Consider the following 25324-nt stretch of genomic DNA (forward strand, 5'->3'; position numbering starts at 1 on the left):
GTCTTACGGCTCGCCTCCGGCGTCCCGCACGGTGTCTTGTTGGGCCCTTGTGGCCGTCCGTCCCCACCTGAAGCGCAGCTTTCGCCACGCCCCGGGCTTCGGGCCGGAAGACCGGCTGTCGGCGCATCGCGGGAGACTTTTGGCCTCCCCCTTTAGCGGTCCGATCCGCACCCGCGCCGTAGTACGCGAGGGGCCGACGGAGCCTCGAAACCGTCCGAGTCGCGAGATCCCTCCGGAAGAGACCCACGCCGCGGACACCGCCCGCCTTCCCGAACGATCCCGGCGATCATTCGTGTCCCTCGGGAAGACGGCGAGGGGATTGTGGGGGGCGTGGATGGGGGTGGGGATATCTTTTTTTGGCGGGGCCGAGCGTTGGCGCGATGGGGTCGCGGTGCCGGTCACACCATAGAATGCAGCGGCGCACTCCCCGCTTCGTCATCCTCGTGCGTCAGCACAGGGCCTCGGCGGTTCCGTCGCTGCTCCGGGGGCGGGCTGCTACTGACCGGGCGAGGCATGGATCCCCGACCCTTGCGGGCCGAGGATGACGAAGCTGAGGGGGCAGCGGCGAGGTCGTTGTGCAATTTTGGGTAGGAGCTGAGCGACAACTCTGTGCCCATCGCAGACATTCATGTACGCTTTGCCTTCACTCGGAAGAGGACATTAGAGTTCGTTCCAATGAATGGCAGCTTTTCGCCGTCAGATCGGCCGTTCCCATTCTTCAACGAAGTGTGCCAAAGCTGCCTTTCGCACGTGTGGGTCTAAAGCCTTCGATGGGCGGCGGGACGCGGCCGTTCGCTGCGGCTGACATCCAATTCCTGCTTTCAGCCAACGAGCAGGCAGCTTGGCGAGCGGCGCAATGGAGATTGACAAAGATTCATGAGCCAATTCACCTCCAACATGACCAAGGCCTCCCATCGCAACTGGGCCGCTGCCGAGCGCCTCAGGAGCGCAGAAGCACCAGATCGAACGACTGCAGGCTATCTCTATGGAATTGCCGCAGAGTGCGCGATCAAAGCTTTGTACCGTGACATGTCCTGGACCACCGACAGCAAAGATGGGCCCGTCTACGCCCACTTCCCTGAAATCAAGGCAAAGCTTCGTGACTCGATCGTGGGGCGCGGGGCAGCACAACTCGTTCGGTTTACCGATCAGCGCTATATGGAAGGTTGGGCTATCAAAATCCGATACAGCGACGGCACACGTCCTGACGCGGCAACCTTGGAAAAATGGCGCGACGATGCGGATGCAGCCCGATCGGCCTTGCAATGAAGCGTCCTCTTCGTTTCGATGATAGTCTCCCGCAGTTCGTCGCCAGTCTAATAGCCGCGTATTCTGGAGATCTCGCCACTGCACAGCCAATCGTGATCCGGGACTTTGAAGGTCGCCTTGGGGTCATCCTGGACATCCCTGCTGCAGATGTCGACCAGTTGAATACTGCGATTGCCGAGGCCCTTGGCCCATATTCCCGCCCCGAAGACCCCGTGCGCGGGCGCAACGCGGCTGGCGTATCCCGGATCGTCGAGGAGGCGCAGGCCGCACCCGTTCTAAAGGTCAAAGGCGTAAATATCCGACTTCTCGACCGCCGGATTGTCGGTGCGGATTGGATGCTGCGTCCGGTGCTGCAGCCTGGCGCGATACCCAGGATTGCGTTTGTCAGTATCAAGGGCGGCGTCGGCCGTTCCACGGCTCTTTCTATTGCAGCGACGCATCTGGCTCACGCCGGTTTGCGGGTACTCACTGTGGATCTCGACCTCGAAGCTCCGGGGCTAGGTGCGACGCTCTTGAAGCCAGAAGAACTACCCACTTACGGGGTCGTGGATTGGCTCGTCGAGAACGGGCTCTCCGGTACTGACAGCACGTTCCGCGCCGATTGCATCGGCAAGTCTTCCCTTTTGGACGGGATATCTGTCGTGCCCGCCTTTGGTAGCCAAACCTTGGCACATCCCGCCGATGCGCTTGCCAAGATCGCCCGGGCAAGCCTCGAAGACGTGCGCGACGGCACTCCTTTGTCCTTTCGCATTCAACTTCAAGAAATGATTGAGAGTTTTGAGGCCACCGGTGACTATGATGTTGTGTTGATCGATGGGCGTGCGGGTCTTCACGAAACGACGGCGGCACCAGTACTTGGGCTTGGGGCGAAAGTGCTCCTTTTTGGCATCAATGAACCGCAGACCTTCCAAGGCTATGCCTTCCTTTTGGCTCACATTCGGGAGCGCATCCCCGGGGGCTTGGAATGGGAGGAGAAAGCCTGGTTCGTGCAAGCCAAGGCGGATCCCGCGGACATGCGAATTGCTCAGGAGCGGTTCAACGCTCTTTGGAACATGGACGAGGGTCCGCTTACACAGCCCGAACGGCTCGGGCCGGACGATTTGGAGCTGGTCTGGGCTGACAATGACGCGCCAGCCCCTCTGCCTAAGGACCCGGTGCCTGTGCTACGCATCCTTAATGACGAGCGTTACCGAAGCTTTAATCCGGTTGAGAACCGCGTCCAGCTCGATGAACGGCTCGTGCGTTCGACCTTTGGAGAGCTTTTGGATTGGCTCGACGAGCAGATGGAATTGCCCCGATGAGCGTTCGCCGAAGATACCGCCCCCCCAAGCCGGAAGACATTTCCGCAATCCGAGAGGCAATCGCTCGGTTTGACCCCAGCGCGTCAACGACAATTGTCGGAGCGGACAAGGCCAAGGTGCGGGACATCTTCGCGCCCATGGCCCATAGCAAAGCGCTCGACCCCGCGACCACGCTCGTTCTAGGCGCGCGCGGGGCCGGAAAGAGCTTCTGGGCGAGCGTACTGTATAACAAGGACACAAAGCCGCTCGCCGCTGATCTATACCCGCGCTTGGGCCTTGACAAGCTGCGGGTTGAGATCGGGTTTGGCGGCGTGGCTCGCGCTGGCGTGTCGAAATCCGAGATCGACCGACTGGTTCCCAACGGACGGGAGAAGATCGCCGCAGACCCCTTCTGGCGAGCTGTCATCGCAGGCGCAGCCCTGAAAGTGACCGAGCCTGATAAGAAGCACGCACCCACAGACATGCTTAACCGTTTCGCGGATCCTGAGGATTGGTCCGATGCAATGGCGGAGGTTGATGACTACCTTACCCAACGGGATCAGACTCTCCTCGTAGTCTTTGACGCGCTCGATGCGATCTCCGAGGATTGGGGTCGGCTTAGTGGGTTAATTGACGCGCTGATGCGCTCGGTTTGGGAGCTGCGCGGCTTCAATGCGATCCGAGCTAAACTTTTCATGCGCCCGGACCAGTTGAGCGAGCTCACGCTACGGTTCGTGGAACTGCCGAAGCTGCGCAGCGGTGCGGCCAAGCTCTCGTGGAATCAGGCGGATCTCTACGGGCTTATGTTTGCGAGATTGGCGTTTGACGAAGAGGCAGGGGAGGCCTTCGGTCGATTTCTTAGGTCGCGCGGCCTGGATAAACTGCCGGAAAATCAAGAGGGGCTTCGAACCTGGAAGCTGTCCAACAATGAGGCCCAGCAACAAGAACTTTTTGAGGCCATGGCAGGTAATTTCATGGGCGCAGGTCCGCGAAAGGGAAAAACCTTCGACTGGCCGTATAACCACCTTGCAGATGGCCTCGGAGATGTAACCCCACGCAGCTTTCTCATTCTCATGCAAAACGCCGCGGAACGGTCCCAATCACGAGATGCGGGAGCATTTATCCTTCTGCCACAAGCAATCCGCGACGGACTTCGAGAAGCGTCGAAAGTCCGCATCGAGCAGCTCAACACGGAATATCCCTGGATCAAGCGTGTTCTCCAACCGCTCGCGGGTCTTAGAGTGCCAGCAGAGCCACAGGTGTTCTTTGACGCTTGGACAGTAAACTCCACGGTGGAAGCCGCTGTAAAAATTGCGCGCAAAGAAAATGCGCTCCCTCCGGTGCCGATTGATTCGTCTCGGAAGCTATTGAATAGGGAGCCCGACCTCGCGGATCGCCTGACTAAAATGGGCGTCCTCACAAGTCGCCCTGACCAGCGCTACGACATGCCTGACCTTTTCCGCATCGGTGCGGCGCTTCTGAAAAAGGGCGGGGTGACACCGAAAACCTAGTGTCCCAGCGTGATGGAGCCATGTTCCGCGGCGGCTGTCATTCCACAACAGTACACCAGTCTAGAAAAATGTCTGCTTTTGTGGTCGCGGCAGCCGGAACCTGCCGATCAGTTTCCGGCCCGAACGCGCCGCCCCATTCCTCCCCCTACCGACAAGTATACCGCGCCGAGACCCAGCCGGTGGGCTCGCCCTCGGCAACGACGCGGAACCAGGTGCTGCTGGCGTTGACGTCGATGATGTCGACGTAAGTCGAGGGGCCGAGGCGGGTGAGTTCGGGAAAGCGGGAGCCGGGGCCTTCGCGGACGGCGAGATAATTGTCGCCATTGGGATCGAGGCCGCAGACTTCGGCGGCGGTGGCGGGGGTGGCGAGAGCCGCCAGCGTCGCGGCGCAGAGGATCAGGGAGCGGATCATGGGGGCATCCTCGTGAGGGCGGACCCGGAGGAAGCCCGATCCTCGATCGATTGCGAAATCTGCGCCGTCGCGCAATGCCCGGGCGTCCCGGATGCCGGCACCAGCGTCCGGCGCGGCGACTGGCACCAGCGTCCGGCGCGGCGGCCGGAGGCCGGCGTCCGGCGCGGAGGCCGGGGGCCGGCGGATGGCTGCCGGCGACCGGGGGGCCGGGCCTGGGACCGGTGGCGGGAGCGGTGGCGGCCTCGGTGGCGGTGGCGGGTGGCGGTGGCGGTGGCGGTGGCGGGAGAGGACAGACGGCGGTGGTGGGGACGGCAACCGGCTCCCGGCCCCGGTCGCCGGCCCTCTTCGCTTGGGACGCCGGCATGAAAAAAGCGGGAGGGCCTTTCGGCCATCCCGCTTGGATTTCGTGGCTGCCGGGTTCGGCGGGCGGGACCGGTCAGCTCACATAGGCGGCGCGGTCGGCGTTGGTCTCGAGGAGGGCGGTGCGCAGCTTTTCCAGCGCCCGGGTCTCGATCTGGCGGACGCGCTCCTTGGAGATGCCGAGCTTGGTGCCCAGCGCCTCGAGCGTCGCGCCGTCGTCCTGCAGGCGGCGCTCGCGGATGATCTTCAGCTCGCGCTCGGAGAGGACGTCCAGCGCCGAGTTGAGCCAGGTGACCCGGCGCTCGTCGTCGATGGAGGTGGAAACCATCTCGTCGGGCAGCGGCGCGTCGGAGACGAGAAAATCCTGCCGGTCGGCGGAGCCGGATTCATCCTCGATCAGCGGGGCGTTGAGGGAGGAATCGGGGCCCGACAGGCGGGAATCCATCAGCGCCACGTCGCCCTCGGAGACCTTCAGGGCGGTGGCGATCTCGCGGTACATCGCGGTGCCGGAGAGGCTCTCGGAGCCCTGGCTGAGGCGGGCGCGCAGGCGGCGGAGATTGAAGAACAGCGCCTTCTGGGCCGAGGAGGTGCCGCCGCGCACGATCGACCAGTTGCGCAGGATGTAGTCCTGGATCGAGGCGCGGATCCACCAGGTGGCATAGGTGGAGAAGCGGACCTCCCGCTCGGGCTCGAAGCGGGCCGCGGCCTCGAGCAGGCCGACATGGCCCTCCTGGATCAGATCGCTCATCGCCAGGCCGAAATGCCGGAACTTCGAGGCCATGGAAATGACCAGGCGCATATGCGCCGAGGTGATCTTGTGGAGGGCCTCCTGATCGCCCTGCTCCTTCCAGCGAACCGCCAGTTCGTATTCCTCTTCCCTTTGCAGATAGGGGGCTGCCATGGCGGCGCGGATCATGGTGCGACGAGCGGACTGTGACTTCATAGGACCCTCCGGTCGGTCAGAACGGCTGTGATGCCTCTGGCGTGCGGGAGACACACGCTCCGGGTCCTTCAAGAACGCAGCCAAACGGCAAACGTTCCCACAACGGCAAACTTTTTGGAGCGATGTAGAAAGGGAGGGGAAAAAGGCAAGCGTTTCATTGCGATAACGGTTGCTTCAGATTTTGTAACACTCCGGGACGACAAAAAAAAGACCGGCCGTCTGATGAACGGCCGGTCCTGTTCGTCAATATCGGGTCGCGGCACTCGGCCCGGCGCTGCCGGGCGGCGCGGGTGGCTCGCCTCAGGCGGCCTCCTCCTGGGTGGCGGTGGTCTCCTCGGCGTCGTCCGCCTCGGCTTCCTCGTCGCCCTCCTCGGCCTCGGCAGCGCCCTTGGCGCCGCGCTTGGGGCCCTTGTTGAGGTTGATCTCGATCAGCCGCACGGCCTCGGTCTCGGAGACCTCGTTGACGGCGGCGAGCTCGCGCGCCATGCGGCCGAGGGCGGCCTCGTAGAGCTGGCGCTCGGAATAGGACTGCTCGGGCTGGCTGTCGGCGCGGTAGAGGTCGCGCACCACCTCGGCGATCTGGATCAGGTCACCGGAGTTGATCTTGGCGTCGTATTCCTGGGCCCGGCGGCTCCACATCGTCTTCTTCACGCGCGCGCGGCCCTGGACCACCTTCAGCGCACGCTCGACGAAGTCGGTCTCGGACAGCTTGCGCATGCCGACGGATTTCGCCTTGGCAACCGGAACCTTGAGCCGCATCTTGTCCTTCTCGAAGTCGATGACGAACAGTTCGAGCGTCATGCCCGCGACAACCTGTTCCTCGATCGCGACGATCTGGCCGACACCGTGCGCAGGGTAGACGATGCTCTCACCGGTCCTGAAACCCTGGCTGACCGTTGCCTTCTTCTGACTGCTCATACGCTTTTTCTAACTCCCTGTTGTGCCCGGCCGAAACAGCCGCTAGACACGGGCGGTGGCTCGGAAGCCACCGATTTGCGACGATCCCTCCAGCAGGATCGACAGATCGCAGTCGCGGTTCGGCCGAAACGTCGCCCTTGCGATTGGCCGCATGATCGGTTCCGGTTCGCTGAAGAACCGGCGACATGGCGGCAATGAGGGGAACGTCCTTTCGGAAAACCATCCCATGTCATGCGTTCGGCATGGGATGTTGCAGTGCCTAGGCACCCGACTGTGGATCAGAGCCTACTATATTCCAGCGGAAAATTCAAGGAATACGGGGGTATGCCGCATTTGTGCGGCGCAGCGGCCGATTCGCCCGGTTTGCGGACGAATCGACTGCCGGCGCTCGAGGCAATCGTCGCAAGGGGAGGAAAAGCCGGCGGCCGATCCGCGCCGGGATGAGACGTGCCGGAGCCCCCGCGAGGGGACCCGGCAGGCGCTCCCGGGCGGTGTCAGTCGCCCTGGCCGGGCTCGGGGGAGAAGTACTTCTCCAGCTTGCCGTCCTCGCCGTCGAACTTCTCGGCGTCGGACGGGGCCTCGCGCTTGATCGTGATGTTCGGCCACTTGTCGGCATATTCGGCGTTGAGCGTCAGCCATTTGTCGAGGCCCGGCTCGGTGTCCGGCTTGATCGCCTCGGCGGGGCACTCGGGCTCGCAGACGCCGCAGTCGATGCACTCGTCGGGATGGATGACGAGCATGTTCTCGCCCTCGTAGAAACAGTCGACCGGACACACCTCGACGCAGTCCATGTATTTGCACTTGATGCAATTGTCGGTCACGACATAGGTCATGTGTCATCCTCTTCGGCGGCCCGGCCGGCGAGGCGGGGCCACGGTCTCGCCTGGCTGCGCCCGTTCGGCGGGCAGCAGCCGTCCGTCTGGACCTAGACACTCGGCATTTGGCTTGCAAGCGCAAAGCTTGTCGTCGAACGGGCGGTTTGGGCAAAGCCATTCCACCCGGTCCGGAAAGGCTTTCGGCGGCGCGGCCCCAAGCGGCGGGCGACGACGGCGCTCAGCCGGGATCGCCGCCCTTCAGCCGCGACAGGGAGCGGCGGTCTTTCTTGGAGGGCCGGCCGGTGCCCTTTTCCGGCGCATCCGGGCGCAGGCTGATCGCCGGCTCGGCTGACGGGCGCCTGACGGTGGGTTCCGACAGGTCCTCGTAGAGGAGAGCCGCCTCGCTGGCCGGGCCCCGCCGCTCGCCGGGAGCGCGGATCTTCAGGACCCTCACCGCATCGGCATAGGAGACCGTCAGCGTGTCGCCGACCCGCACCTTCTGGGCGGGATTGGCGATCTTGTCGCGATTGACCCTGACGCCGCCGGAAGCGACCAGCTTCTGCGCCAGCGTCCGCGACTTCACCACCCGGGCGAAGAACAGCCACTTGTCGATGCGCTGGACAGCCGCGGTCCCGCCCGTCGAGGCACCCGTGGCCCCCGGCGCGGCGCCGTCCTCCGTCTCGTGCGCCTCAGCGACCAAGCTTTTCCTTCAGCGCGGCGAGCTTGGCGAAGGGCGAATCCGGGTCGATGCGCTGGGGCGCCTTGTCCCGGCGATTATTGCCGCCGGCCGCCTCGTCGCGCTGCGGCCCGCGATTGCCGCGCTCCGGGCGGTCGCCAAACTCCTTGCCCGGACGGTTCTTGCCCTTCGGCCCGCTTTTGCCGTGACGCTGCTGGCGCTCCTCGCCCTCCGGCCGGTCCGGACGATCCTGGCGATTCGGGCCGCGGGAGAACCGCTGCTGGCGCTCGCCGCCGGGCTCGCCGGCCGGACGATCCGGCTGGGCCCGGCCCTGCCCCTGATCGTGACCTTGTCCCTGGCCCTGGCCCTGGCCCTGGCCCTGGGGCGCCTGACCCTGGCCGGGACGGCGGTTGCGACGGCCCTGGCGGTTCTGGCCGGCATTGCGGTCGCCGCGATGGGGGCGCCAGACCTGGATGATGCGTGGCTCGGCGGTCTCGGCAGGGGTGTCGGCGGCGCCGTCGGCCGAAGACGCTGCGGCCACCGGCTCGCCCGCGTCCTCGTCAGCCGAGGCTTCGCTCGCCGCGTCCGTCTTCGAAGGCGTCGCGGTTTCGTCACCATCGGCGGCCTCGGCGGAAGCCTCTTCAGCCGTATCAGGCGCCGCAACAGGTGCCTCGCTCGTGGCGGGCGCCCGGTCGGTGGCCGTTGCCGGCTCGTCTGCCGTCGCCTCGCTCGCAGCTTCGAGCGGAGCGCTCTCGGCCTCGTCCGATTCGGAGACCGCGGCAGCCGGCGCGTCGGCTGCTTCGGCCATGTCGCCCTCTTCTTCGGACGCGCCGACGGCTTCGTCGCCGGCAAGCACGGCATCGGTCGCGGCACCGTCGTCGGACGACTGGGCTTCGCCAGCTTCGGTTTCGCCAGTCTCGGTTTCGGCCGCCTCGATCTCGCCGGTCCCGGCGGTCGCCTCGGCGGACGGCGTCGTCGCGGCGGGCTCTGCGGCTGCTTCAGTGCCTTCGGTTGCGGCAACGTCCGGCACCTGCGGCGCCTCGGCGGTGGCGGCAGCTTCGGCCGCCCGGCGTTCGGCCTCGGCTCTTGCGGCAGCCTTTTCGGCCGCCTCGCGGGCGATGGCTTCCTCGTCGAGGCGGGGCAGCTCACCCTCGACGGCGTCGGCCTGCATCGGCTGCGGCCGATAGCCGAGTCCCTTCAGGATCTCGTCCATGTCGTCGGCGGTGGCGCCGAGGATCGACATCATCGCCGGCGTGACCAGGAACTGCGAGCCGTTGAAGCCGCCTTCCGGCCGCTTGCCGGAGCCGGGCTTCCAGGACAGCGCCGGGCGAATGAGATCGGCGAGCCGCTCGAGGATGTCGACGCGCACGGCGCGACGGCCGAGCAGCCGGTATCCGGCGAGCTTGTAGAAGATCGGGTCGAAGTCGGTGTCGGCGACGGCCGAGGTGCGGCCGGTGGCCAGAAGATGGGTCACGTCGCCGAAGCCGGCGCGCTCGCGGCCGTCGTTGCGGATCGCCCAGAGCAGCGTCAGGAGGCCGGCCGGCGCCGGCTTGATCAGCGTCGGCACGAAGATGTGGTAGGCGCCGAAGCGCACGCCGAAGCGCCTGAGGGCGGCGCGGGCACCCTGATCGAGGGCGCGCACTTCCTCGGCGACGTCGCGGCGCTGGAGAATGCCGTATTCCTCGACCAGCCTGTAGGCGAGGCCGCGGGCGACGCCGTCCAGCCCCTCGGCCTGCTTGAGGTCGGCGAGCGGCTTCAGGACGGTCGAGACCTGATAGGTCACGTAACGCTCGACCCGGTTCGCCACCATGTCGCGCATCGGGCCGGTCAGCTGTTCGTCGGCGAGCAGCACGACGCGCGGCTTCAAGGGATCCTCGCCGCCGGTCAGCATCGCCACGGGTGCGCCGAGCCAGCGCACCAGCCCGTCGGAGCCGAGGGCGAGATCGCCGTTGGGAGAATTGGCGAAACGTTCCGCACGCTTTTCGAACTCGCCGGCGAGCGCCTTCTGGGCCGCAGTGCGCACGGCGCGACCGTCCGCGCCCTCCGCCTTGGTATCGGCGGAGAAACGAAACGCCTGCAGTTCGCCTACGGCGTGGCCCTCGACCGTCACCGTTCCGTCGTTGGCGATCTCTGCTTCCATGAATGCGTTCTCTCTCAGCCGCTTCATCAAGACGCTTGTCCTGCGGTCTACGAACCGTTTCGTCAACCTGTCGTGAAGAGCGTCGGACAGACGATCCTCGATGTCGCGCGTCTTTTCCTGCCAGTGTGTCGGATCGGCCAGCCAGTCGGGCCGGTGGGAAATATAGGTCCAGGTGCGGATTTCGGCGATTCTTTGGGACAGCGTGTCGAGATCGCCCTCGGTGCGGTCGGCCCGGCGGACCTGGGCCGCCATGTAGTCTTCCGACACGTGGCCGTTGTCGGCGACGTCGGCATAGATCGAGGCGATGATCTCGGCATGCTGGGCGGGAGCGATGCGCCGGTAGTCCGGCAGCTTGCAGGTCTCCCACAGCAATTCGACGCGCCTCGCCCCCCTCGCCCGCTCGGCGACGTCGGGGACGCGGGAGAGAAATTCCAGCGCCCGCTGGTCGACCGAGGGCAGCGCCTTGGTCAGGGCTTCCACTTGCGGCGGGCGCTCGAGGCTGTGCTTGAGCGAATCGAGGGAGGTGAAGTCGTGTTCGCCGCTGCGCCATTGCAGCACCTTCACCGGCGCGAAGGAATGGCCCTCCAGCGCCTCGACGAGCTCCTCCGGCAGGGGATCGACCTGGCCGGTGACGCCGAAGGTGCCGTCGCGCACGTGCCGGCCCGCGCGCCCGGCGATCTGGCCGTATTCGGCGGCGGTCAGCTGGCGATACTGGAAGCCATCATATTTCCAGTCCTGGGCAAAGGCCACGTGATCGACGTCGAGATTGAGGCCCATGCCGATGGCGTCGGTGGCGACGAGATAGTCGACCTCGCCGTTCTGGTAGAGCTCGACCTGGGCGTTGCGGGTGCGCGGCGAGAGCGCCCCGAGGACCACCGCCGCGCCGCCGCGCTGGCGGCGGATCAGCTCGGCGATGGCATAGACCTCCTCGGCGGAGAAGGCGACGATGGCGGAGCGCCGCGGCAGCCGGGTGATCTTCTTGGAGCCGGCATAGACGAGGTTGGAGAGCCGCGGCCGCGTCTGCGTCCCGAGGCCGGGAATCAGCTGCTTCAGGACGCCGGTCATGGTCGAGGCGCCGAGCAGCAGCGTCTCCTGGAAGCCGCGGGCGGTGAGGATGCGATCGGTGAAGACGTGGCCGCGCTCGAGGTCGCCGGCGAGCTGCACCTCGTCGATGGCGACGAAGGCGGTGCCGGGATGGCGCGGCATCGCCTCGACGGTGCAGATGAAATAGCGGGCCTTGGGCGGGCGGATCTTCTCCTCGCCGGTGATCAGCGCGACATTCGCCGCACCGACCCGGTCGCAGACCTTCTGATAGACCTCGCGCGCCAAGAGCCGGAGCGGCAGGCCGATGGTGCCCGAGCCGTGGGCGATCATCCGCTCGATGGCGAGATGGGTCTTGCCCGTGTTCGTCGGCCCGAGCACCGCGGTGACGGTGGCGTCGGCGGCACGGCCCTGAACGGAGCTCGAGGGGGAAGCGAAGGTCAGTCGGCTCATGAGCCCGTCGATCTGGGGCAATTCCGGCGGATGCGGCGGGAGGCTGCACCGGGAGATGCGGGACATGCTGGGCACGGGCCGGTTCGGATCTGGAACGGTCCGGGCCTGCGGCGGTCGGCGGCGGACGGATGATCCCCGCCACCAAGGACTTACCTAGTGCGTCCGGCGACGATGCGAAAGCTTTCGCCGGCGGAACCTGCTCGCAAGCCTGACGCGGCCGGGCGGGAGCGGCGCGGGCCGGACCGGTGCGGAACAGAGCGCATCCTCGGCAGGCCGGCGTGCAAGAGAAGCGCCTCGCGGCGGCAGAGGGCGCCAGGCGAATAGCCTGGAACATCTCCAGACGACTTGGCCATGTCGGGCAGCCGGGCGGCGGGAGCCGGGCTTTCCTGCCGATACCCGGCTTTGCCAGCGCAAATCGCGCCCTATAAGTTGACTGTGGACATCATGTTTCCATAAAGGAGGCACGAGACGCCGGCTCGCCGCGACGACCCTCGTCGCTGCGTCTCCGGCATCCGGCAATCTTCAGGTCACGGTCCCCCCATCATGCGTCTTCGCTCAATCCCGATCCTTCGGCCGGCCCCGATCCTTCGGCCGGCCATGGTGTCGCTGCTCCTCGCGGGGCTCATGGCGGCATCGGCCGGAACCGCCATGGCGCAGGCCGCCGGCGCTGGCCCGGCGACCGAGGATGCGTCTGCGGCCGATGGGGCGGCCCCGACGGCGGGCCGGGTGCGCCCGGCCGAACCGGCGAGCCCCTCGACCGGCCCGGCGACCGGCGCGGCCGCGCCCGGCAGCGATACGCCCGCCGGGGGCGAGACCGCCGCGTCGCCGGCGGCAAGCGATGGCGCCGCGACGCCGGCCGGGGTCGTCGACGCCGATGCTGCCGCGGGCACGGCACCCGCAGGCGTGGCCACCGACGATGCGGCCGCGGACAACGCGGGCAACGCGGCCGACGCCGGCACGGGCGACGCGACCCCGGTCCTCTTCGAGGAGCCGCGCGACGAAAAACTGCCCCACGACCTCTCGCCGCTCGGCATGTTCCTGGCCGCCGACTGGGTGGTGAAGAGCGTGATGATCGGGCTGGCGCTGGCGTCGCTGGCGACCTGGACGATCCTCCTGGTCAAGGGCTTCGAGGTGTTTTCGGCGAAATGGCGAGCGCGGGCGGGGGTCAGGCGCCTCGCCAAAGCCGATTCGCTTCGCAAGGCGCTCGGCGACGAGCGCTCCGCGGCACGCTGGGGCGGACCGGTCGGCCGCCTCGCCCGATCGGCGGCGGGCGAGCTCGAGCGCTCCGCCGGCCTGTCGGCGGACGGCGTCAAGGAGCGGGTGGCGATCGGCCTGTCGCGGATCGAGGCGAATGCGGCGCGCTCGCTCAACCGCGGCACCGGCCTGCTCGCCACCATCGGCTCCATCGCGCCCTTCGTCGGCCTGTTCGGCACGGTCTGGGGCATCATGAACTCCTTCATCGGCATCAGCGAGGCCAACACCACCAACCTCGCCGTCGTCGCCCCGGGCATCGCCGAGGCGCTGCTCGCCACCGCCATCGGCCTCGTCGCGGCGATCCCGGCCGTCGTCATCTACAACGTCTTCGCCCGCTCCATCGCCGGCTACCGGGCGATCCTGTCCGACGCGACGGCGCTGGTGATGCAGCATCTGTCGCGGGATCTCGAACGGGGCGCCACGGCGGGCCGGGACCTGCCGCTCGCGCAGGCGGCGGAGTAGGCGCCATGGCGGTCAAGCTCGGCAGCAACGACGACGACGCCGGCGACGAGGTCTCGGAGATCAACGTCACGCCCTTCATCGACGTGATGCTGGTTCTCCTGATCATCTTCATGGTGGCCGCGCCGCTCTCGACGGTGGACGTGCCGGTGGATCTTCCGACCTCCAACGCCGCCCCCCAGGAGCGGCCGGACGAGCCGGTCTACCTGACCATCCAGGAAGACCTGTCGCTGAGCCTCGGCGAGGACCCGATCACCGCGGCAGCCCTCGCCGAAAGCCTCGACCGGCGGACCAACAGCAATCGCGACGAGCGCATCTTCCTGCGCGCCGACGGCACGGTGCACTATTCCGACATCATGGAGGTGATGAACGCGCTGCGCTCGGCCGGCTACCTGAAGATCGGCCTCGTCGGCCTCGAGGATCCGGGCCGGGCCGAGGCGGCGCGGGCCGCAGCGAGCGGTGGCGCGCCGGGCGCGGCAGGCGGCAGCGGCGCGGCGGGCGCCGGGCAGTAGGCGGATCATGGCACGTCAGACCTCCGGCAGTTTCGACCCCTTCGACGGATCGCCGCGGCGCGCCGGCGCAGAGCGCTGGCTGGTCGCCGCCCTGGTGGTGGTGCTCGCCCACGGGACGGGCGCCTATGCTCTGATGGCGAGCGTTCCCGAGACGCCGCCGAAGGGCGCCCAAGAGGCCGCAGTGCTGATCGACCTCGCGCCGCCGCCCGAGTCCGAGGCCTCCGCCGCGATCGACGAGGCGGCCCCGGCGCCGGAAACCGTCAACACGCCGGATCCCTCCCAGAGCGAGGCGGAGACGGAGGTGCCGCAGGCGCCGATGCCGCCCGAGGAACCGACACCGCCCGAACCCGAGCCCGAACCGGCCGCCCCGGAGCCGGAGCCGGCCGAACCGGAACAGCCGGCGCCGCCCGAGCCGGTCGAGGAGCCGCAGCCGCCCGAGCCCCAGCCTGTGGAAGAGCCGGCGGTGGAAGAGCCGGTCGTGCAGCCGCCGGAGCCGGAGCCGGAGCCGGCGGTCGAGCCGGTGCCCGAGCCCGAGCCGCAACCGGTGCCCGAGCCCGAAGAGGTCGCGCCGCCGATCCCCGACGCGGTGCCGCTGCCCCGGCCCGCCCCCGAGCCGGAAGAGCCCGAGCCGGAGGAACCGGCGGCGCCGGCGCCGGACACCGCGGTGCTGCCCGACGTCGTGCCGCTGCCGACCGCCCGGCCGACGCCGCCGAGGCCGGTGCGCCAGGCGGTGCGGGAGGCGCCGAAGCGGGCGGAAAAACCGGTGCGGCGCAGCCAGCCGAAGGCGGAGCGGCCGGCCCCGAAGCGGGAGACGCGCCAGCGGCGCTCGGCGTCCCCCTCGGTCGCCTCGCGCGGCCAGTCCCGCAGCGAGGCCTCGCAGGGCGCCAGCGTCTCGCGGGCGGCCCTGGCGCGCTGGCAGTCGCAGGTCCAGGCCCGGCTCAACCGCTACAGCCGCAGCTTCTCCGGTCGCGGCTCCGGCACAACGCGGGTCGCCTTCTCGATGGACGGCGGCGGCCGCGTCACCGGCGTCCGGGTGGTCGGATCGAGCGGCAACGGCACCCTCGACAGCCTCGCCGTGCAGCTGGTGCGCCGGGCGAGCCCGTTCCCCGCGCCGCCGTCCGGCAAGGGCGTGTCGCTGACCGTGCCGGTGCGGATCCGCTGAGGCGGACGCGCGGTGGGTAGCGCGTAACGGACGCCGCTACGCCGGTGAGATGCGGCGGTGCGGCTGAGCATGAGGGCGTGGACGCGGCCGGGGAGCGTCAACGGGAGCGTGTTCCTGCGTGATCGGGACCGCCAGACGCAGGGTCCGGCACGGCGACGCCCAAGTGATCGGGCCGGAGCGATCGGGCGGCTGCCAAATGGACGAGGCGGCGCCAGAGCGCCCTGATGCCCGGCGCCGCTCCTCGATGCGGCCCAGCCGCGGGCGGTACGGCGATCCGCCTGGATTGCGCCGCTCTAGCGGACCTGGTCCAGCAGGCGCTTGCATTCCAGAAGATCGAGCAGCACCTGGTCGAGGGTGTCGACGCTGTCGCGCGGCAGGCGCAGGCCCTCCTGGGCGGTGTCGCGCTCGCGGCGCAGGAAGCTGCCGAGGGCGCGCGGGCGGGGGCGTGCCGGCGGCGACGGCTCTTCCGGTCCGACGGCCGGTGCGCCGCCCGATCCGCCAGACGATACCGCGGGCGGCTCGACGGCGGCGACGGTCTCGGGTTCGGGATGGATCAGGTCGAGGTCGTCGACATGGGCCTGCCCCGCCTCCTCGGCCTCCGGCCCGTCGGCGGGAGGGGCGCTCGACAGATCGTCGAGGCCGGCGAGATCGCCGGAGCCGATGGCGACCACGAAGCGGCTGCCGTTCTCCTTCAGGAGACGCTGCACGCCCTTGATGGTGAAGCCCTTGACGTAGAGGAGATAGCGGATGCCGCGCAGGAGCTCGACGTCGTCGGGGCGGTAGTAGCGCCGGCCGCCGCCGCGTTTGAGCGGACGGATCTGCGCGAAGCGCGATTCCCAGAAACGCAGGACATGCTGCGGCAGGTCGAGATCCTCGGCGACCTCCGAGATCGTCCGGAACGCATCCTCACCCTTGTCGGCCATCAATGAAGCATCTCAGATCCGCGCATTCGCCTGTCTGGCCGCCTATTCGGCGGCGCGCATCAGCTCGAGGCCCGACGACTCCAGGTTCGACGAGGAGGCGGCGCGCTTGCTGTGGGCTTCGAGAATGCGGTCCTTGAGGACGTTGGACGGCTTGAACACGGCCACCCGGCGCGGCGAGATCGGCACTTCCTCGCCGGTCTTGGGATTGCGGCCGACGCGCTCGTTCTTGTCGCGCACGAGGAAGGAGCCGAAGGAGGAAACCTTGACGGATTCGCCCTTGGCGATGGTCGAGCAGATCTCCTCGAGCACCATCTCGACGAGTTGCGCCGATTCCGTCCGCGACAGCCCGATCTTGCGAAACACCGCTTCGGCGAGGTCGGCCCTGGTAAGTGTCCTATCCCCCATCGTCGTCCCCTGGTCGGTGTCGAAAACCCGCCCGCGCCAATTGGTCGCGCCGGGCATCTTACTTTTTCGTTACTCTACTGAAAGCGCCATATGAATCAAGCGCCATCTACCATCTCAGAAGGATCGCGCCCCAGGTGAAGCCGCCGCCCATCGCCTCGAGCAGGACGAGATCGCCCGGCTTGACGCGCCCGTCCCGCACCGCCGTGTCGAGCGCGAGGGGAATCGAGGCCGCCGAGGTGTTGCCGTGGCGGTCGACGGTGATCACCACCTTGTCGATGTCGATGCCGAGTTTCTTCGCCGAGGCGTCGATGATCCGGCGGTTGGCCTGGTGGGGAATGAACCAGTCGATGTCGTCGGGACCGATCTTCGCGGCCGCAAAACAGGCCTCGATCACGTCGGTGATCATGCCGACCGCGTGCTTGAAGACCTCGCGCCCCTGCATCCGCAGATGGCCGACCGTCCCGGTGGTCGACGGCCCGCCGTCGACAAAGAGCTTCTCCTTGTGGGAGCCGTCCGAGCGCAGCTTGGCGACGAGGATGCCCTTGCCGGCGCTCTCTTCGGCCGGCACGCCTTCCAGCACCACCGCGCCGGCACCGTCGCCGAACAGAACGCAGGTCGTGCGGTCTTCCCAGTCGAGAATGCGCGAAAAGGTCTCGGCGCCGATGACGAGGGCCCGGCGGGCCTGGCCGGCGCGCAGATACATGTCGGCCGTGGTCAGCGCGTAGAGAAAGCCGCTGCACACCGCATGGACGTCGAAGGCGAAGCCGTGGCTGATGCCGAGCCGGTTCTGGACGTCGACGGCCGAGGCCGGAAAGGTGTTGTCGGGGGTCGCGGTGGCGAGGATGATCAGGTCGATGTCGGCGGGCTCGAGCCCGGCCGCGTCGAGCGCCCGCCGCGCCGCGCCCTCGGCGAGCGAGGCCGTGGTCTCGCCCTCGCCGGCGATGTGGCGCTCGGCGATGCCGGTGCGCTGGCGGATCCATTCGTCCGAGGTCTCGACGACGCCGACGAAGTCCTGGTTGCGCATGACCCGCTCGGGCAGCACCGAGCCGGTGCCCCGGACGACGGAGACGATCTTGTCACTCATGAAACGCTGCTTTCGGGGACGATCGCCGCCTCCTCGGAGATGCGGCGGTGATAGTTGGCGAGGTCCGCCTCGATCTTTTCGCGCAGGCCCGCCCGCGCAACGGTGTGGGCGAGGTCGATGGCGGCGGCGATGCCCTCGGCGTCGGTGCCGCCATGGCTCTTGATGACGATGCCGTTCAGCCCGAGGAAGACGCCGCCATTGACCTTGCGCGGATCCATCTTGTCGCGCAGCCGGTCGAAGGCGCTCTTGGCCAGGATGTAGCCGGCCCGGGCGAGCCAGGTCCGCGACATCGCCGCGCGCAGATAGGCGGCGATCTGGCGGGCCGTGCCCTCCGCCGTCTTCAGGGCGATGTTGCCGGTGAAGCCCTCGGTGACGACGACGTCCACGGTGCCCTGGCCGAGATCGTCGCCCTCGACGAAGCCGCGATAGTCGATGCCGGGCAGCGGCGTTTCCTTCAGGAGCCGGCCCGCTTCGCGGATGTCGTCCTGGCCCTTGACCTCCTCGACGCCGATGTTGAGGAGGCCGACGGTCGGCCGCTCGAGGCCGAACAGCGCCCGCGCCATGGCGCCGCCCATCATCGAGAAGTCGATCAGCTGCTGGGCGTCGGCGCCGATGGTCGCGCCGACGTCGAGGACGATGCTGTCGCCGCGCAGCGTCGGCCAGATCGCGGCGATCGCCGGGCGCTCGATGTTGGCCATGGTGCGCAGGCAGAACTTCGCCATCGCCATCAGGGCGCCGGTGTTGCCGGCCGAGACGGCGACGTCGGCCTCGCCGGTCTTCACCGCGTCGATGGTGCGCCACATGGACGACTTGTAGCGGCCCTGACGCAGCGCCTGGGAGGGCTTGTCGTCCATGCGGACGGAAATCTCGCAGTGGTGGAAGGTCGAGGCCGCGTCGAGCTCTGGAAAGCGGGCGAGCACGGGCCTGACGGCGGCTTCCTCGCCATAGAGGACGAAGCGCGTGTCCGGCCGGCGCTGAAGGGCGAGCGCGGCGCCCGCCACCACCACCTCGGGCCCGTGATCGCCGCCCATCGCGTCGAGCGAGATGGTTATGCCGGATCCTGAGGTCAACGCGTTCTCACTTCTGTCCGCCGATGCGCCGGGCCCTGCCGGCGCGGCGCGAAAATAGCCAAATCCCCGGTACATACAACCGGCCTCGTCGCCTCAATCACCGCCGCTGCCCCGCCCGTCGCGGAAATTGGCGAGCACGGCGAAGGGCGAGGGAGGCTCCTGCGTCTCCGCTTCCGGCTCTATCGCGGCGCCGAAGCGCTCGCCCGGCCGCTTGGGATAGGGATCGACGACCAGCGCCAGCGCCTCGTAGAGCCTCGGGCCGAGGTCGATCCGGTCGCCGACGAAGGGCTCCGGCGGATCCTCGGCCTCGGGATCGATGACGATCTCGGTGGGCTCGGCCTCGACCTTCCGCCGCGGCGCCCTCGCCTCGCGCAGGAAGGTGGCCTCGAAGGGCTCGTCGATCCGCTGCTCGACCGGCTCCAGCGTGACGACGCTCTTCTGGACGACGACCGCCGACAGGCGGCCGGCGACCCGGGCGCCGTCCTTGCGGAACGGCCGCGCCATCAGCTCGGCGCCCATCGCCGTCACCCGGTCGACATCGAGCGCCGCGGCGAGCCGCGCGCAATCCTCCCCCGTCGCCTTGAAGGCGACCCGGAGGCCGTCCTGCGGCAGCGGCCCGGCCGGCAAGAGGACGCGAAGCGGCGAGACCGGCTCTCCATCCATGGGTCAATCTCCTTCGTTCAGCTCCCGGGGGGTCAGCTCCGGGGGGTTCAGCGCGCCGGGATCGAGCGCGCCGGACAGGATCGCCGCGGCCGGCACCGCCGCGAGGCGCTCGTTCATGGCGAGCATGTAGGTGGCGAGATCGTCCACCGCATCCTCCGGCACCGTCGCCTCGACCGCCCGCCCGGCCAGCGCGGCCTTCAGCGCCGACCTCTGGTCCGCTGCCTCGAAGGCCTCGTCATAGACCCGGACGCGCTCGTAGAAGACGCCGGCCAGCTTGCGCATGCGCCTCGGCACCGCCTGGTCGCCGATGCCGAGTTCGCGGATCGAGGAATCCACGTCGAGAACGAAGCGGTCGACGACGTCGCGCGACAGCGGCTCCAGCGAGGCTTCAACGCGGCAGCGGCGCAGGAACAGGAAGACATGCAGGCCAAGGGCCTCGAACCGCCCCGCGAACGTATCGGCGATCCCGCAGCTCTCGTAGAGCTTCGGCTGGCGCGTCATCGCGACGAGGGCCTGATAGAGGAGTTCGACGATCGCTCGGTTCTGGCGAGCGATCCTCCAGCGTTTCAGCATTGACGATCCGCGGTTTCTCGCTTGGCCACAGGCGGTGCCACAGCTTCGGCCCGATTGCAACGGCGCCTGAGGTGGATTACCAACGCCCACGCGCCGCGGCCTCGCCGTCGTCCGGCGGAACGACGGGAGGCTCGACGGCCGGCGGGAGGATCGGCTCGTCCGGGTGCCGGGCCGCACTGGCGCCGGAACCTTGCCGCGCCGGCGGTTCGCGAGCCATGGGGCTGTCCGCCGACGAACCGGCAGGCGGCGACGAGATCGCGGCAAGGGCGGCGTAATTTCGCCGTCTGAACCGCGCATGACACAGAAAACAAAGTCGGTTGGCTGGAACGGAGTTGAGAAAAGCGTGAGCAAGAAGACGCGTCTGACGCTGGCGTTCGCCGTGGGAGTGGCAGCCATCGGCCTGTCGTCGCTGTCGGCCTGTACGACCAGCGAAGTCCTCAACCAGGGCTATATCGTCGATCCGAAATCGCTCGAGCTGGTGCCTCCGGGCTCCTCCAAGGAGCAGGTTCTGCTGGCCCTCGGCTCGCCCTCCACCAAGGCCAGCTTCGACAACGAGGTGTTCTACTACATCTCCCAGAAGCGGGTGCGGCCGGTGGCCTTCCTGCAGCCGCAGCTGGTCGACCAGCGCATCCTCGCCGTCTATTTCAACAAGGACGATCGGGTCGAGCGCATCGCCGACTACGGGCTGAAGGACGGGCGGGTGTTCGACTTCATCTCCCGCACGACGCCCACCGGCGGCAAGGATGCGAGCTTCCTCGGCCAGGTGCTGAGCGACACGGTCGGCGATTCGACGCCCGGCGCGCCGGCGCTCTGATCGCGACTACGGCGGGCGAAGGCGGTGCCTTCGCCGGTCTTTGCAGCGTGAACGTCTCTGCTGCGCGCCGGTCTCGGGAGCACGGTCATGGGAGGCCCGACGCATTCCTTCCGAGGTCGTGCCTTCGATCCGCTCAGTTGCCGCCAGCGCCTCGGCCGGGTGGCCGGTTGACGACGCCGCCGGTCATCGGCCGCGGCGCGCCGGTGGTCAGCGGAAAGCTGATCGGCAGCCCGGCGATCGCCCGCATGGCGAGATAGGCGAAGCACTCGGCCTCGACGGCGTCGCCCCGCAGCCCGCAGGCATCGGCATCCACCGCCTCGACGTTTGCCCGTTCGGCGATCGCCGCCATGATCGCCGGATTGCGGCGGCCGCCGCCGCAGACGATCAGCCGCTCCGGCCGGCTCGGCAACAGATCCAGCGCCTTGCCGACGGCGCCCGCCGTGAAGGCCGTCAGCGTCGCCGCGCCGTCCGCAAGCGACAGACCCTCCGCCATCGCCATCGCGAAGCTGAAGCGGTCGAGGGACTTCGGATAGGGCTGTTCCAGCCAGGGATGCTGCAAGAGCCGGGCGAGCCGCGCCTCGTCCACCGTGCCGGCGAAGGCCAGCCGCCCGTCCCGGTCCATCGCGCCGGCGCCATGGGCCCGGATCCAGTCGTTGATCGGGGCATTGGCCGGCCCCGTGTCGAAAGCGACCAGGGTTTCGCCATCGGACCAGGTGAGATTGGCGACCCCGCCGAGATTGAGGATCGCGGTGCCGGCGCCGGCGCCGATCCGCGCCAGCATCGCCCGGTGGTAGATCGCCGAGAGCGGCGCCCCCTGCCCGCCCGCCGAAACGTCGGCCGAGCGGAAGTCGTGCACCACCGTCAGGCCGAGCATTCTCGCCATCGCCGCGCCGTCGCCGAGCTGGCGGGTGCGGCCGGCAACGCCCGCTGCCGGCGGCCGGTGGAGGACGGTCTGGCCGTGGAAGCCGACGGCGGCGATCGCCGCGCGGGCAAGGCCATGGCGCTCGCAGAAGGTCGCGACGGCCTCGCCCTGCGCCGCGGTGAGGCGCTTTTCCGCCACCGCGAAGCTCTCAGGCTCGGGCCCGGAGAAGTCCCACCGGCGCGCATCGGCGACGGCCGCCTCGATCAGCGGCGTGACGTCGGCCCCGTAAGGCATCAGCTCGAAGGGGCCGAATTCGGCGATCGCCTCGCCGTCGGTGCGGATCGCGGCGACGTCGATATTCCCGTCGAGGACGGTTCCGGTCATCAGGCCGATGGCCCATCCCTTGTCTGCCATGATCGCTTCCTGCCCTGCTGCCACGTCGTTTCGCGGGCTCTTCGCGCCGCCGTCCCCAACCGCCTATGCCGATCCTACGCCGGCGCCGGCGCCAGGCAAACCGCCAGTCCGGCAAGACCCAGCGCCGCCCGCTTCCACGGCGCCATGGTGCCGATCAGGCCGAGCGACAGGAGCCACAGGCCGGCGGCGATCTGGACGAAGGCGACGAATGCGCCGAGCGGCCGGTCGGCGAGGTGGATGATCTGAGGCTTGGAGATCATCGCCAGCGGGATGACGTAGAGCCCGACGCCGAGGCGCATCGCCGAGCCGGCGACCTTCAGCCAGTTCTCGCCCGCCATGCCGGCGGCGATGAACACCGCGCCGCAGACCGGCGGCGTGATGGTCGAGAGCAGCGCGAACCAGAAGACGAAGAGATGGGCGAGCAGCGGCTCGATGCCGAGGCGCTGCAGGGCCGGCCCGGCGATGGTGACGCAGATGACGTAGGCCGCCGTCGTCGGCACCTCCATGCCGAGGAGGATGCAGGCGAGCGCCGTCAGGAGCAGCGCCGGGACGAGGGATTCGCCGGCCAGCGCCAGGATCGCCGAGGTCACCTTGACGCCGAGCCCGGTCATGCCGAGGACGCCGACGACGATGGAGGCGCAGATGATGATCGCGGCGATCACCGCGATCTGCCGTCCCGCCTCCAGCGCCGCGACGCCGGCGCGCGCGGCAAAGCGCGAGACCGAGACGCTCGGCGTCGCATCGACGAACAGGAGCAGCACGCCGACGAGGATGGCGAGGCAGGCGGCGTATTGCGGCGTCAGCCCGGCGCCGAACATGGCGGTGAGGAGGACGGCGAAGGGAACGAGGAAGAACATGGTGGTGACGACGACCGTGCGCGGCCGCGGCCGATCGGCCTCGGCCATGCCCGCGAGGTCGTAGCGCCGGGCGAAAAGGTCGATGCCGATCCAGACCGTCAGGAAGTAGAGGATCGCGGCGGGCAGCGCGGCGACGATGATGTCGCCATAGGGCGTGCCGGTCAGCTCCACCATGACGAAGGCGCCAGCGCCCATCAGCGGCGGCATGATCTGGCCGCCGGAGGAGGCGACGGCCTCGACCGCCCCGGCCAGCGCCTTCGGGTAGCCGAGGCGCTTCATCGCCGGGATCGTCACCGCGCCGGTGGAGGCGACATTGGCCGAGGCGGAGCCGGAGATCGAGCCGAACATCGCCGAGGACAGAACCGAGACCTTGCCCGCCCCGCCGCGCAGCCGGCCGGCCGCCGCGCCCGCCAGATTCATGAAGCCCTGCCCCGCCTCGCCGGCATTCAGCACCGCGCCGAGGATGACGAAGATCGCGACGATGCCCACCGAGACGCCGGTGAGCGAGCCCCAGAGGCCGCCCTCGGTGATCGTCATGGTGCCGAGGAAGCTTGCGACCGGAAAGCCCGGATGGCCGTATTCGCCGGGGATGTATTGGCCGAAGAGGCCGTAGGCGAGGCAGGCGAGGGCGACCAGCGGCAGCGGCCAGCCGATCGCCCGCCGCGCCGCCTCGAGGGCGACCGCGACGAGGGTGACGGCGACGGCGACCTGGAAGGACGTGTCGAGGAAGCCGTACTGATCCGACAGGGCACCGGCATTGAGCGCGACATAGAGGCAGCCGATCTCGCCGAGGACGAGGACGACCCAGCCGCTGGCCGCCTCGAGGCGCGAGCGGGGCGCAAAGACGAACAGCCAGGGCAGCGCCAGCGCCATGTGCAGCGGCCGGGCGACGAGGGCCGGCACCAGGCCGGAAAAGACCAGCGCCAGATGGAAGCCGATCGAGAGGATGCCGAGCCCCTGCCAGAGGCGGAGCGGGCGGCCCGGCGCGTCGCCGGCCGGGGAGCTGAGGCTCATGGGATCGTCCGGAATGGGTTCATGGCGCCCGCAGGGGGGGGATCCCGGGCGGGCGGTTCTGGCGGGCGCTCGGGGGCGCCGGCCCGGGATGCCGGCCTCGAAAGCCGGCTGCGGGACGGGCTGCGGATCGCCGGCCCGGCGGTGCCCGGTGGATGGGCCGCGGCGGCCTTCGGCGGCGGAGCGGCGGGCGGAGCCGAGGAGCCGGAGGCCGCCGCCGGGAAAACGACGCGGGCGGCGCTGCTGCGACGCCGGCGCCGGTCGGACGTCGTGTTACTGCAGGGCGTCCGGCAGGGACACGCCGGCCTCGCGATAATAGCGCAGGGCGCCCGGATGGAGCTTCACCTCGCCGGCTTCCAGCAGCTGCGGGTCGACGGCCTTCCACCAGCGCGATTCGCCCGACAGCGCCTCCTTCTCCTCCCAGAAGGTCCTGGTGAGAAGATAGGCGGTCTCCTCGCTCATCTGGCCGGCGGCGAAGGCGAAGACCGGCAGCGAGGTGGTGACGGTGTCCGTCTCGACACCGGCATAGGTGCCGGCGGGAATCACCTGGGGGGTGCGGCCGGTCTTTGCCACCTCGTCGTCGCTCATCGACAGGAGCGTCACCTCGCCGCTCGCCGCCGCCTCGATGACATTCGGCGCCGGGAACGAACCGGCGGTGACGAAGCCGTCGATCTGGCCGTTCTTCAGGGCATCCGCCGCATTGCCGAGTTCGGCGTCGGCGACGGTCACCTTGTCCTTCAGCGCGAACAGCTCGAGATATTTCTCGCCCTCGGTGGCGCCGAAGCTGCCCTTGCCGAGAAGGATCGTCTTGCCGGCGAGCGCCGACAGGTCCTGCGCCTCGGCCTTGCCGGCGAGGACGAAATGCATGGTCAGCGAGGGAATCGGAAACAGCGCGCGGATCTCGGCGAAGCGGGGATTGGGACGCTTTTCGAACGGCCCCTTGCCGGCGGCGGCCGAGGCGACGAGGCCCGGCGGCGCGGTGAAGACGTAGTTGCCGGGGCGGACCGCCGCCTCCATGACGTTCTGGACCGAGCCCTGGCTCTCCTCGACGGTGAGGATCGCCTCGCCGTCGGTGCCGGCCTTGACCGCGTTGGCGAGCTCGACGCCCATCTGGTAGTAGGACGTGCCGCTCTTGGCCGACTTGTAGGCGATGCGCTCCTCGGCGCTCGCGCCCACGGCCAGTGCGGCCAGCATCGCGGCGGCGCCCGCTAAGGCGGCGATCGTCTTGGCTGCCATCGTCGTTTCCTCCCTCATCCGCGCCCTCTGGCGCGCTCCTTGAACCCGCGCCCTGTCTCGGCGGCACGGCAGGGGTTGTCAATCCCGTGGCGGGTCGGCCTGGCCTGGCATGACCCGGCATGACCCGGCGTCGCCTGGCACGGCCCGGCCCGATAAGCCCTGGGCCCCCGCGTGCCTCGGCGCAGGGCTTTGTGCCCGGCGCCGAGG

Annotated in this window: 22 protein-coding genes; 7 read left to right on the forward strand and 15 right to left on the reverse strand. The window is 68.7% G+C overall.

Annotated elements, in window-relative coordinates; all coding sequences use genetic code 11:
- Positions 1-876: 876 nt before the first annotated feature.
- The 3 genes from ATO4_RS27115 to ATO4_RS13140 are packed head-to-tail and all read left to right on the forward strand — an operon-like array spanning position 877 to position 4060.
- A complete protein-coding gene (locus tag ATO4_RS27115; protein WP_139802421.1) occupies positions 877-1269 on the forward strand; it encodes a hypothetical protein in 393 nt (130 codons plus the stop codon).
- Positions 1266-2570, forward strand: a complete 1305-nt coding sequence (locus ATO4_RS13135) for an AAA family ATPase (RefSeq protein ID WP_176222974.1) — start codon at positions 1266-1268, stop codon at positions 2568-2570. Before ATO4_RS27115 ends, ATO4_RS13135 begins: the two co-directional genes overlap by 4 nt.
- Positions 2567-4060 (forward strand): hypothetical protein, encoded by a 1494-nt coding sequence (locus ATO4_RS13140; protein ID WP_083591977.1) that lies wholly within the window; start codon positions 2567-2569, stop codon positions 4058-4060. Before ATO4_RS13135 ends, ATO4_RS13140 begins: the two co-directional genes overlap by 4 nt.
- A gap of 145 nt (positions 4061-4205) precedes the next feature.
- Here ATO4_RS13140 and ATO4_RS13145 read toward each other — a convergent pair whose 3' ends face one another.
- The 6 genes from ATO4_RS13145 to ATO4_RS13170 form a co-directional block, all read right to left on the reverse strand.
- Positions 4206-4472 (reverse strand): SH3 domain-containing protein, encoded by a 267-nt coding sequence (locus tag ATO4_RS13145; protein WP_083592005.1) that lies wholly within the window; start codon positions 4470-4472, stop codon positions 4206-4208.
- A 436-nt stretch (positions 4473-4908) separates the two neighbouring features.
- Positions 4909-5775, reverse strand: a complete 867-nt coding sequence (locus ATO4_RS13150; RefSeq protein ID WP_083591978.1) for an RNA polymerase factor sigma-32 — start codon at positions 5773-5775, stop codon at positions 4909-4911.
- A gap of 300 nt (positions 5776-6075) precedes the next feature.
- Positions 6076-6693, reverse strand: coding sequence for a CarD family transcriptional regulator (locus tag ATO4_RS13155; RefSeq protein ID WP_083591979.1), 618 nt, complete (start codon positions 6691-6693; stop codon positions 6076-6078).
- A gap of 494 nt (positions 6694-7187) precedes the next feature.
- Positions 7188-7526, reverse strand: coding sequence for a ferredoxin FdxA (fdxA, locus tag ATO4_RS13160; RefSeq protein ID WP_083591980.1), 339 nt, complete (start codon positions 7524-7526; stop codon positions 7188-7190).
- Between the two features lie 220 nt (positions 7527-7746).
- A complete protein-coding gene (locus ATO4_RS13165; protein ID WP_245308736.1) occupies positions 7747-8121 on the reverse strand; it encodes an RNA-binding S4 domain-containing protein in 375 nt (124 codons plus the stop codon).
- Between the two features lie 76 nt (positions 8122-8197).
- Positions 8198-11818: a helicase-related protein gene (locus ATO4_RS13170; RefSeq protein ID WP_083592006.1), complete on the reverse strand. Its 3621-nt coding sequence runs from the start codon at positions 11816-11818 to the stop codon at positions 8198-8200.
- Between the two features lie 543 nt (positions 11819-12361).
- On the opposite strand from ATO4_RS13170, the gene exbB reads away from it, so the two are divergent.
- Genes exbB through ATO4_RS13185 form a run of 3 tightly spaced genes read left to right on the forward strand, consistent with a single transcriptional unit; the run spans position 12362 to position 15205 of the window.
- Positions 12362-13534 carry a tonB-system energizer ExbB gene (gene exbB, locus ATO4_RS13175; RefSeq protein WP_083591982.1) on the forward strand — a complete coding sequence of 391 codons (1173 nt, stop codon included), beginning with the start codon at positions 12362-12364 and terminating at the stop codon, positions 13532-13534.
- A 5-nt stretch (positions 13535-13539) separates the two neighbouring features.
- The gene (exbD, locus tag ATO4_RS13180) at positions 13540-14043 is read left to right on the forward strand and encodes a TonB system transport protein ExbD (protein WP_083591983.1); all 504 of its coding nucleotides are present in this window, start codon (positions 13540-13542) and stop codon (positions 14041-14043) included.
- Positions 14044-14050: 7 nt separating this feature from the next.
- Positions 14051-15205, forward strand: a complete 1155-nt coding sequence (locus tag ATO4_RS13185; RefSeq protein ID WP_139802422.1) for an energy transducer TonB — start codon at positions 14051-14053, stop codon at positions 15203-15205.
- Between the two features lie 293 nt (positions 15206-15498).
- On the opposite strand, the gene ATO4_RS13190 is transcribed toward ATO4_RS13185, so the two are convergent.
- From ATO4_RS13190 to ATO4_RS13215, 6 genes are all read right to left on the reverse strand, one after another.
- Positions 15499-16128: a MerR family transcriptional regulator gene (locus tag ATO4_RS13190; protein WP_083591985.1), complete on the reverse strand. Its 630-nt coding sequence runs from the start codon at positions 16126-16128 to the stop codon at positions 15499-15501.
- Positions 16129-16170: 42 nt separating this feature from the next.
- On the reverse strand, positions 16171-16533 hold the full coding sequence (locus ATO4_RS13195) for an integration host factor subunit alpha (protein ID WP_083592007.1): 363 nt from the start codon (positions 16531-16533) through the stop codon (positions 16171-16173).
- Between the two features lie 106 nt (positions 16534-16639).
- Positions 16640-17617: a beta-ketoacyl-ACP synthase III gene (locus ATO4_RS13200; RefSeq protein WP_083591986.1), complete on the reverse strand. Its 978-nt coding sequence runs from the start codon at positions 17615-17617 to the stop codon at positions 16640-16642.
- The gene (gene plsX / locus ATO4_RS13205) at positions 17614-18687 is read right to left on the reverse strand and encodes a phosphate acyltransferase PlsX (RefSeq protein WP_280940493.1); all 1074 of its coding nucleotides are present in this window, start codon (positions 18685-18687) and stop codon (positions 17614-17616) included. Before plsX ends, ATO4_RS13200 begins: the two co-directional genes overlap by 4 nt.
- 93 nt (positions 18688-18780) lie before the next feature.
- A complete protein-coding gene (locus tag ATO4_RS13210; protein WP_083591988.1) occupies positions 18781-19350 on the reverse strand; it encodes a DUF177 domain-containing protein in 570 nt (189 codons plus the stop codon).
- A gap of 3 nt (positions 19351-19353) precedes the next feature.
- Positions 19354-19923, reverse strand: a complete 570-nt coding sequence (locus ATO4_RS13215; protein ID WP_083591989.1) for a ubiquinol-cytochrome C chaperone family protein — start codon at positions 19921-19923, stop codon at positions 19354-19356.
- 385 nt (positions 19924-20308) lie between these two features.
- Between ATO4_RS13215 and ATO4_RS13220 the strand changes: the two genes are divergently transcribed.
- Positions 20309-20737 carry an outer membrane protein assembly factor BamE gene (locus ATO4_RS13220; protein ID WP_245308738.1) on the forward strand — a complete coding sequence of 143 codons (429 nt, stop codon included), beginning with the start codon at positions 20309-20311 and terminating at the stop codon, positions 20735-20737.
- Positions 20738-20870: 133 nt separating this feature from the next.
- Here ATO4_RS13220 and ATO4_RS13225 read toward each other — a convergent pair whose 3' ends face one another.
- From ATO4_RS13225 to ATO4_RS13235, 3 genes are all read right to left on the reverse strand, one after another.
- Positions 20871-22013: an anhydro-N-acetylmuramic acid kinase gene (locus tag ATO4_RS13225; protein ID WP_083591991.1), complete on the reverse strand. Its 1143-nt coding sequence runs from the start codon at positions 22011-22013 to the stop codon at positions 20871-20873.
- A gap of 74 nt (positions 22014-22087) precedes the next feature.
- A complete protein-coding gene (locus ATO4_RS13230; RefSeq protein WP_083591992.1) occupies positions 22088-23884 on the reverse strand; it encodes a TRAP transporter fused permease subunit in 1797 nt (598 codons plus the stop codon).
- A 270-nt stretch (positions 23885-24154) separates the two neighbouring features.
- Positions 24155-25117, reverse strand: a complete 963-nt coding sequence (locus ATO4_RS13235; protein ID WP_176222975.1) for a TAXI family TRAP transporter solute-binding subunit — start codon at positions 25115-25117, stop codon at positions 24155-24157.
- Positions 25118-25324 lie beyond the last annotated feature (207 nt).

Source organism: Aurantimonas sp. 22II-16-19i (assembly GCF_002088275.1).
In the GTDB taxonomy this organism is placed as follows: Bacteria; Pseudomonadota; Alphaproteobacteria; order Rhizobiales; family Rhizobiaceae; genus Jiella.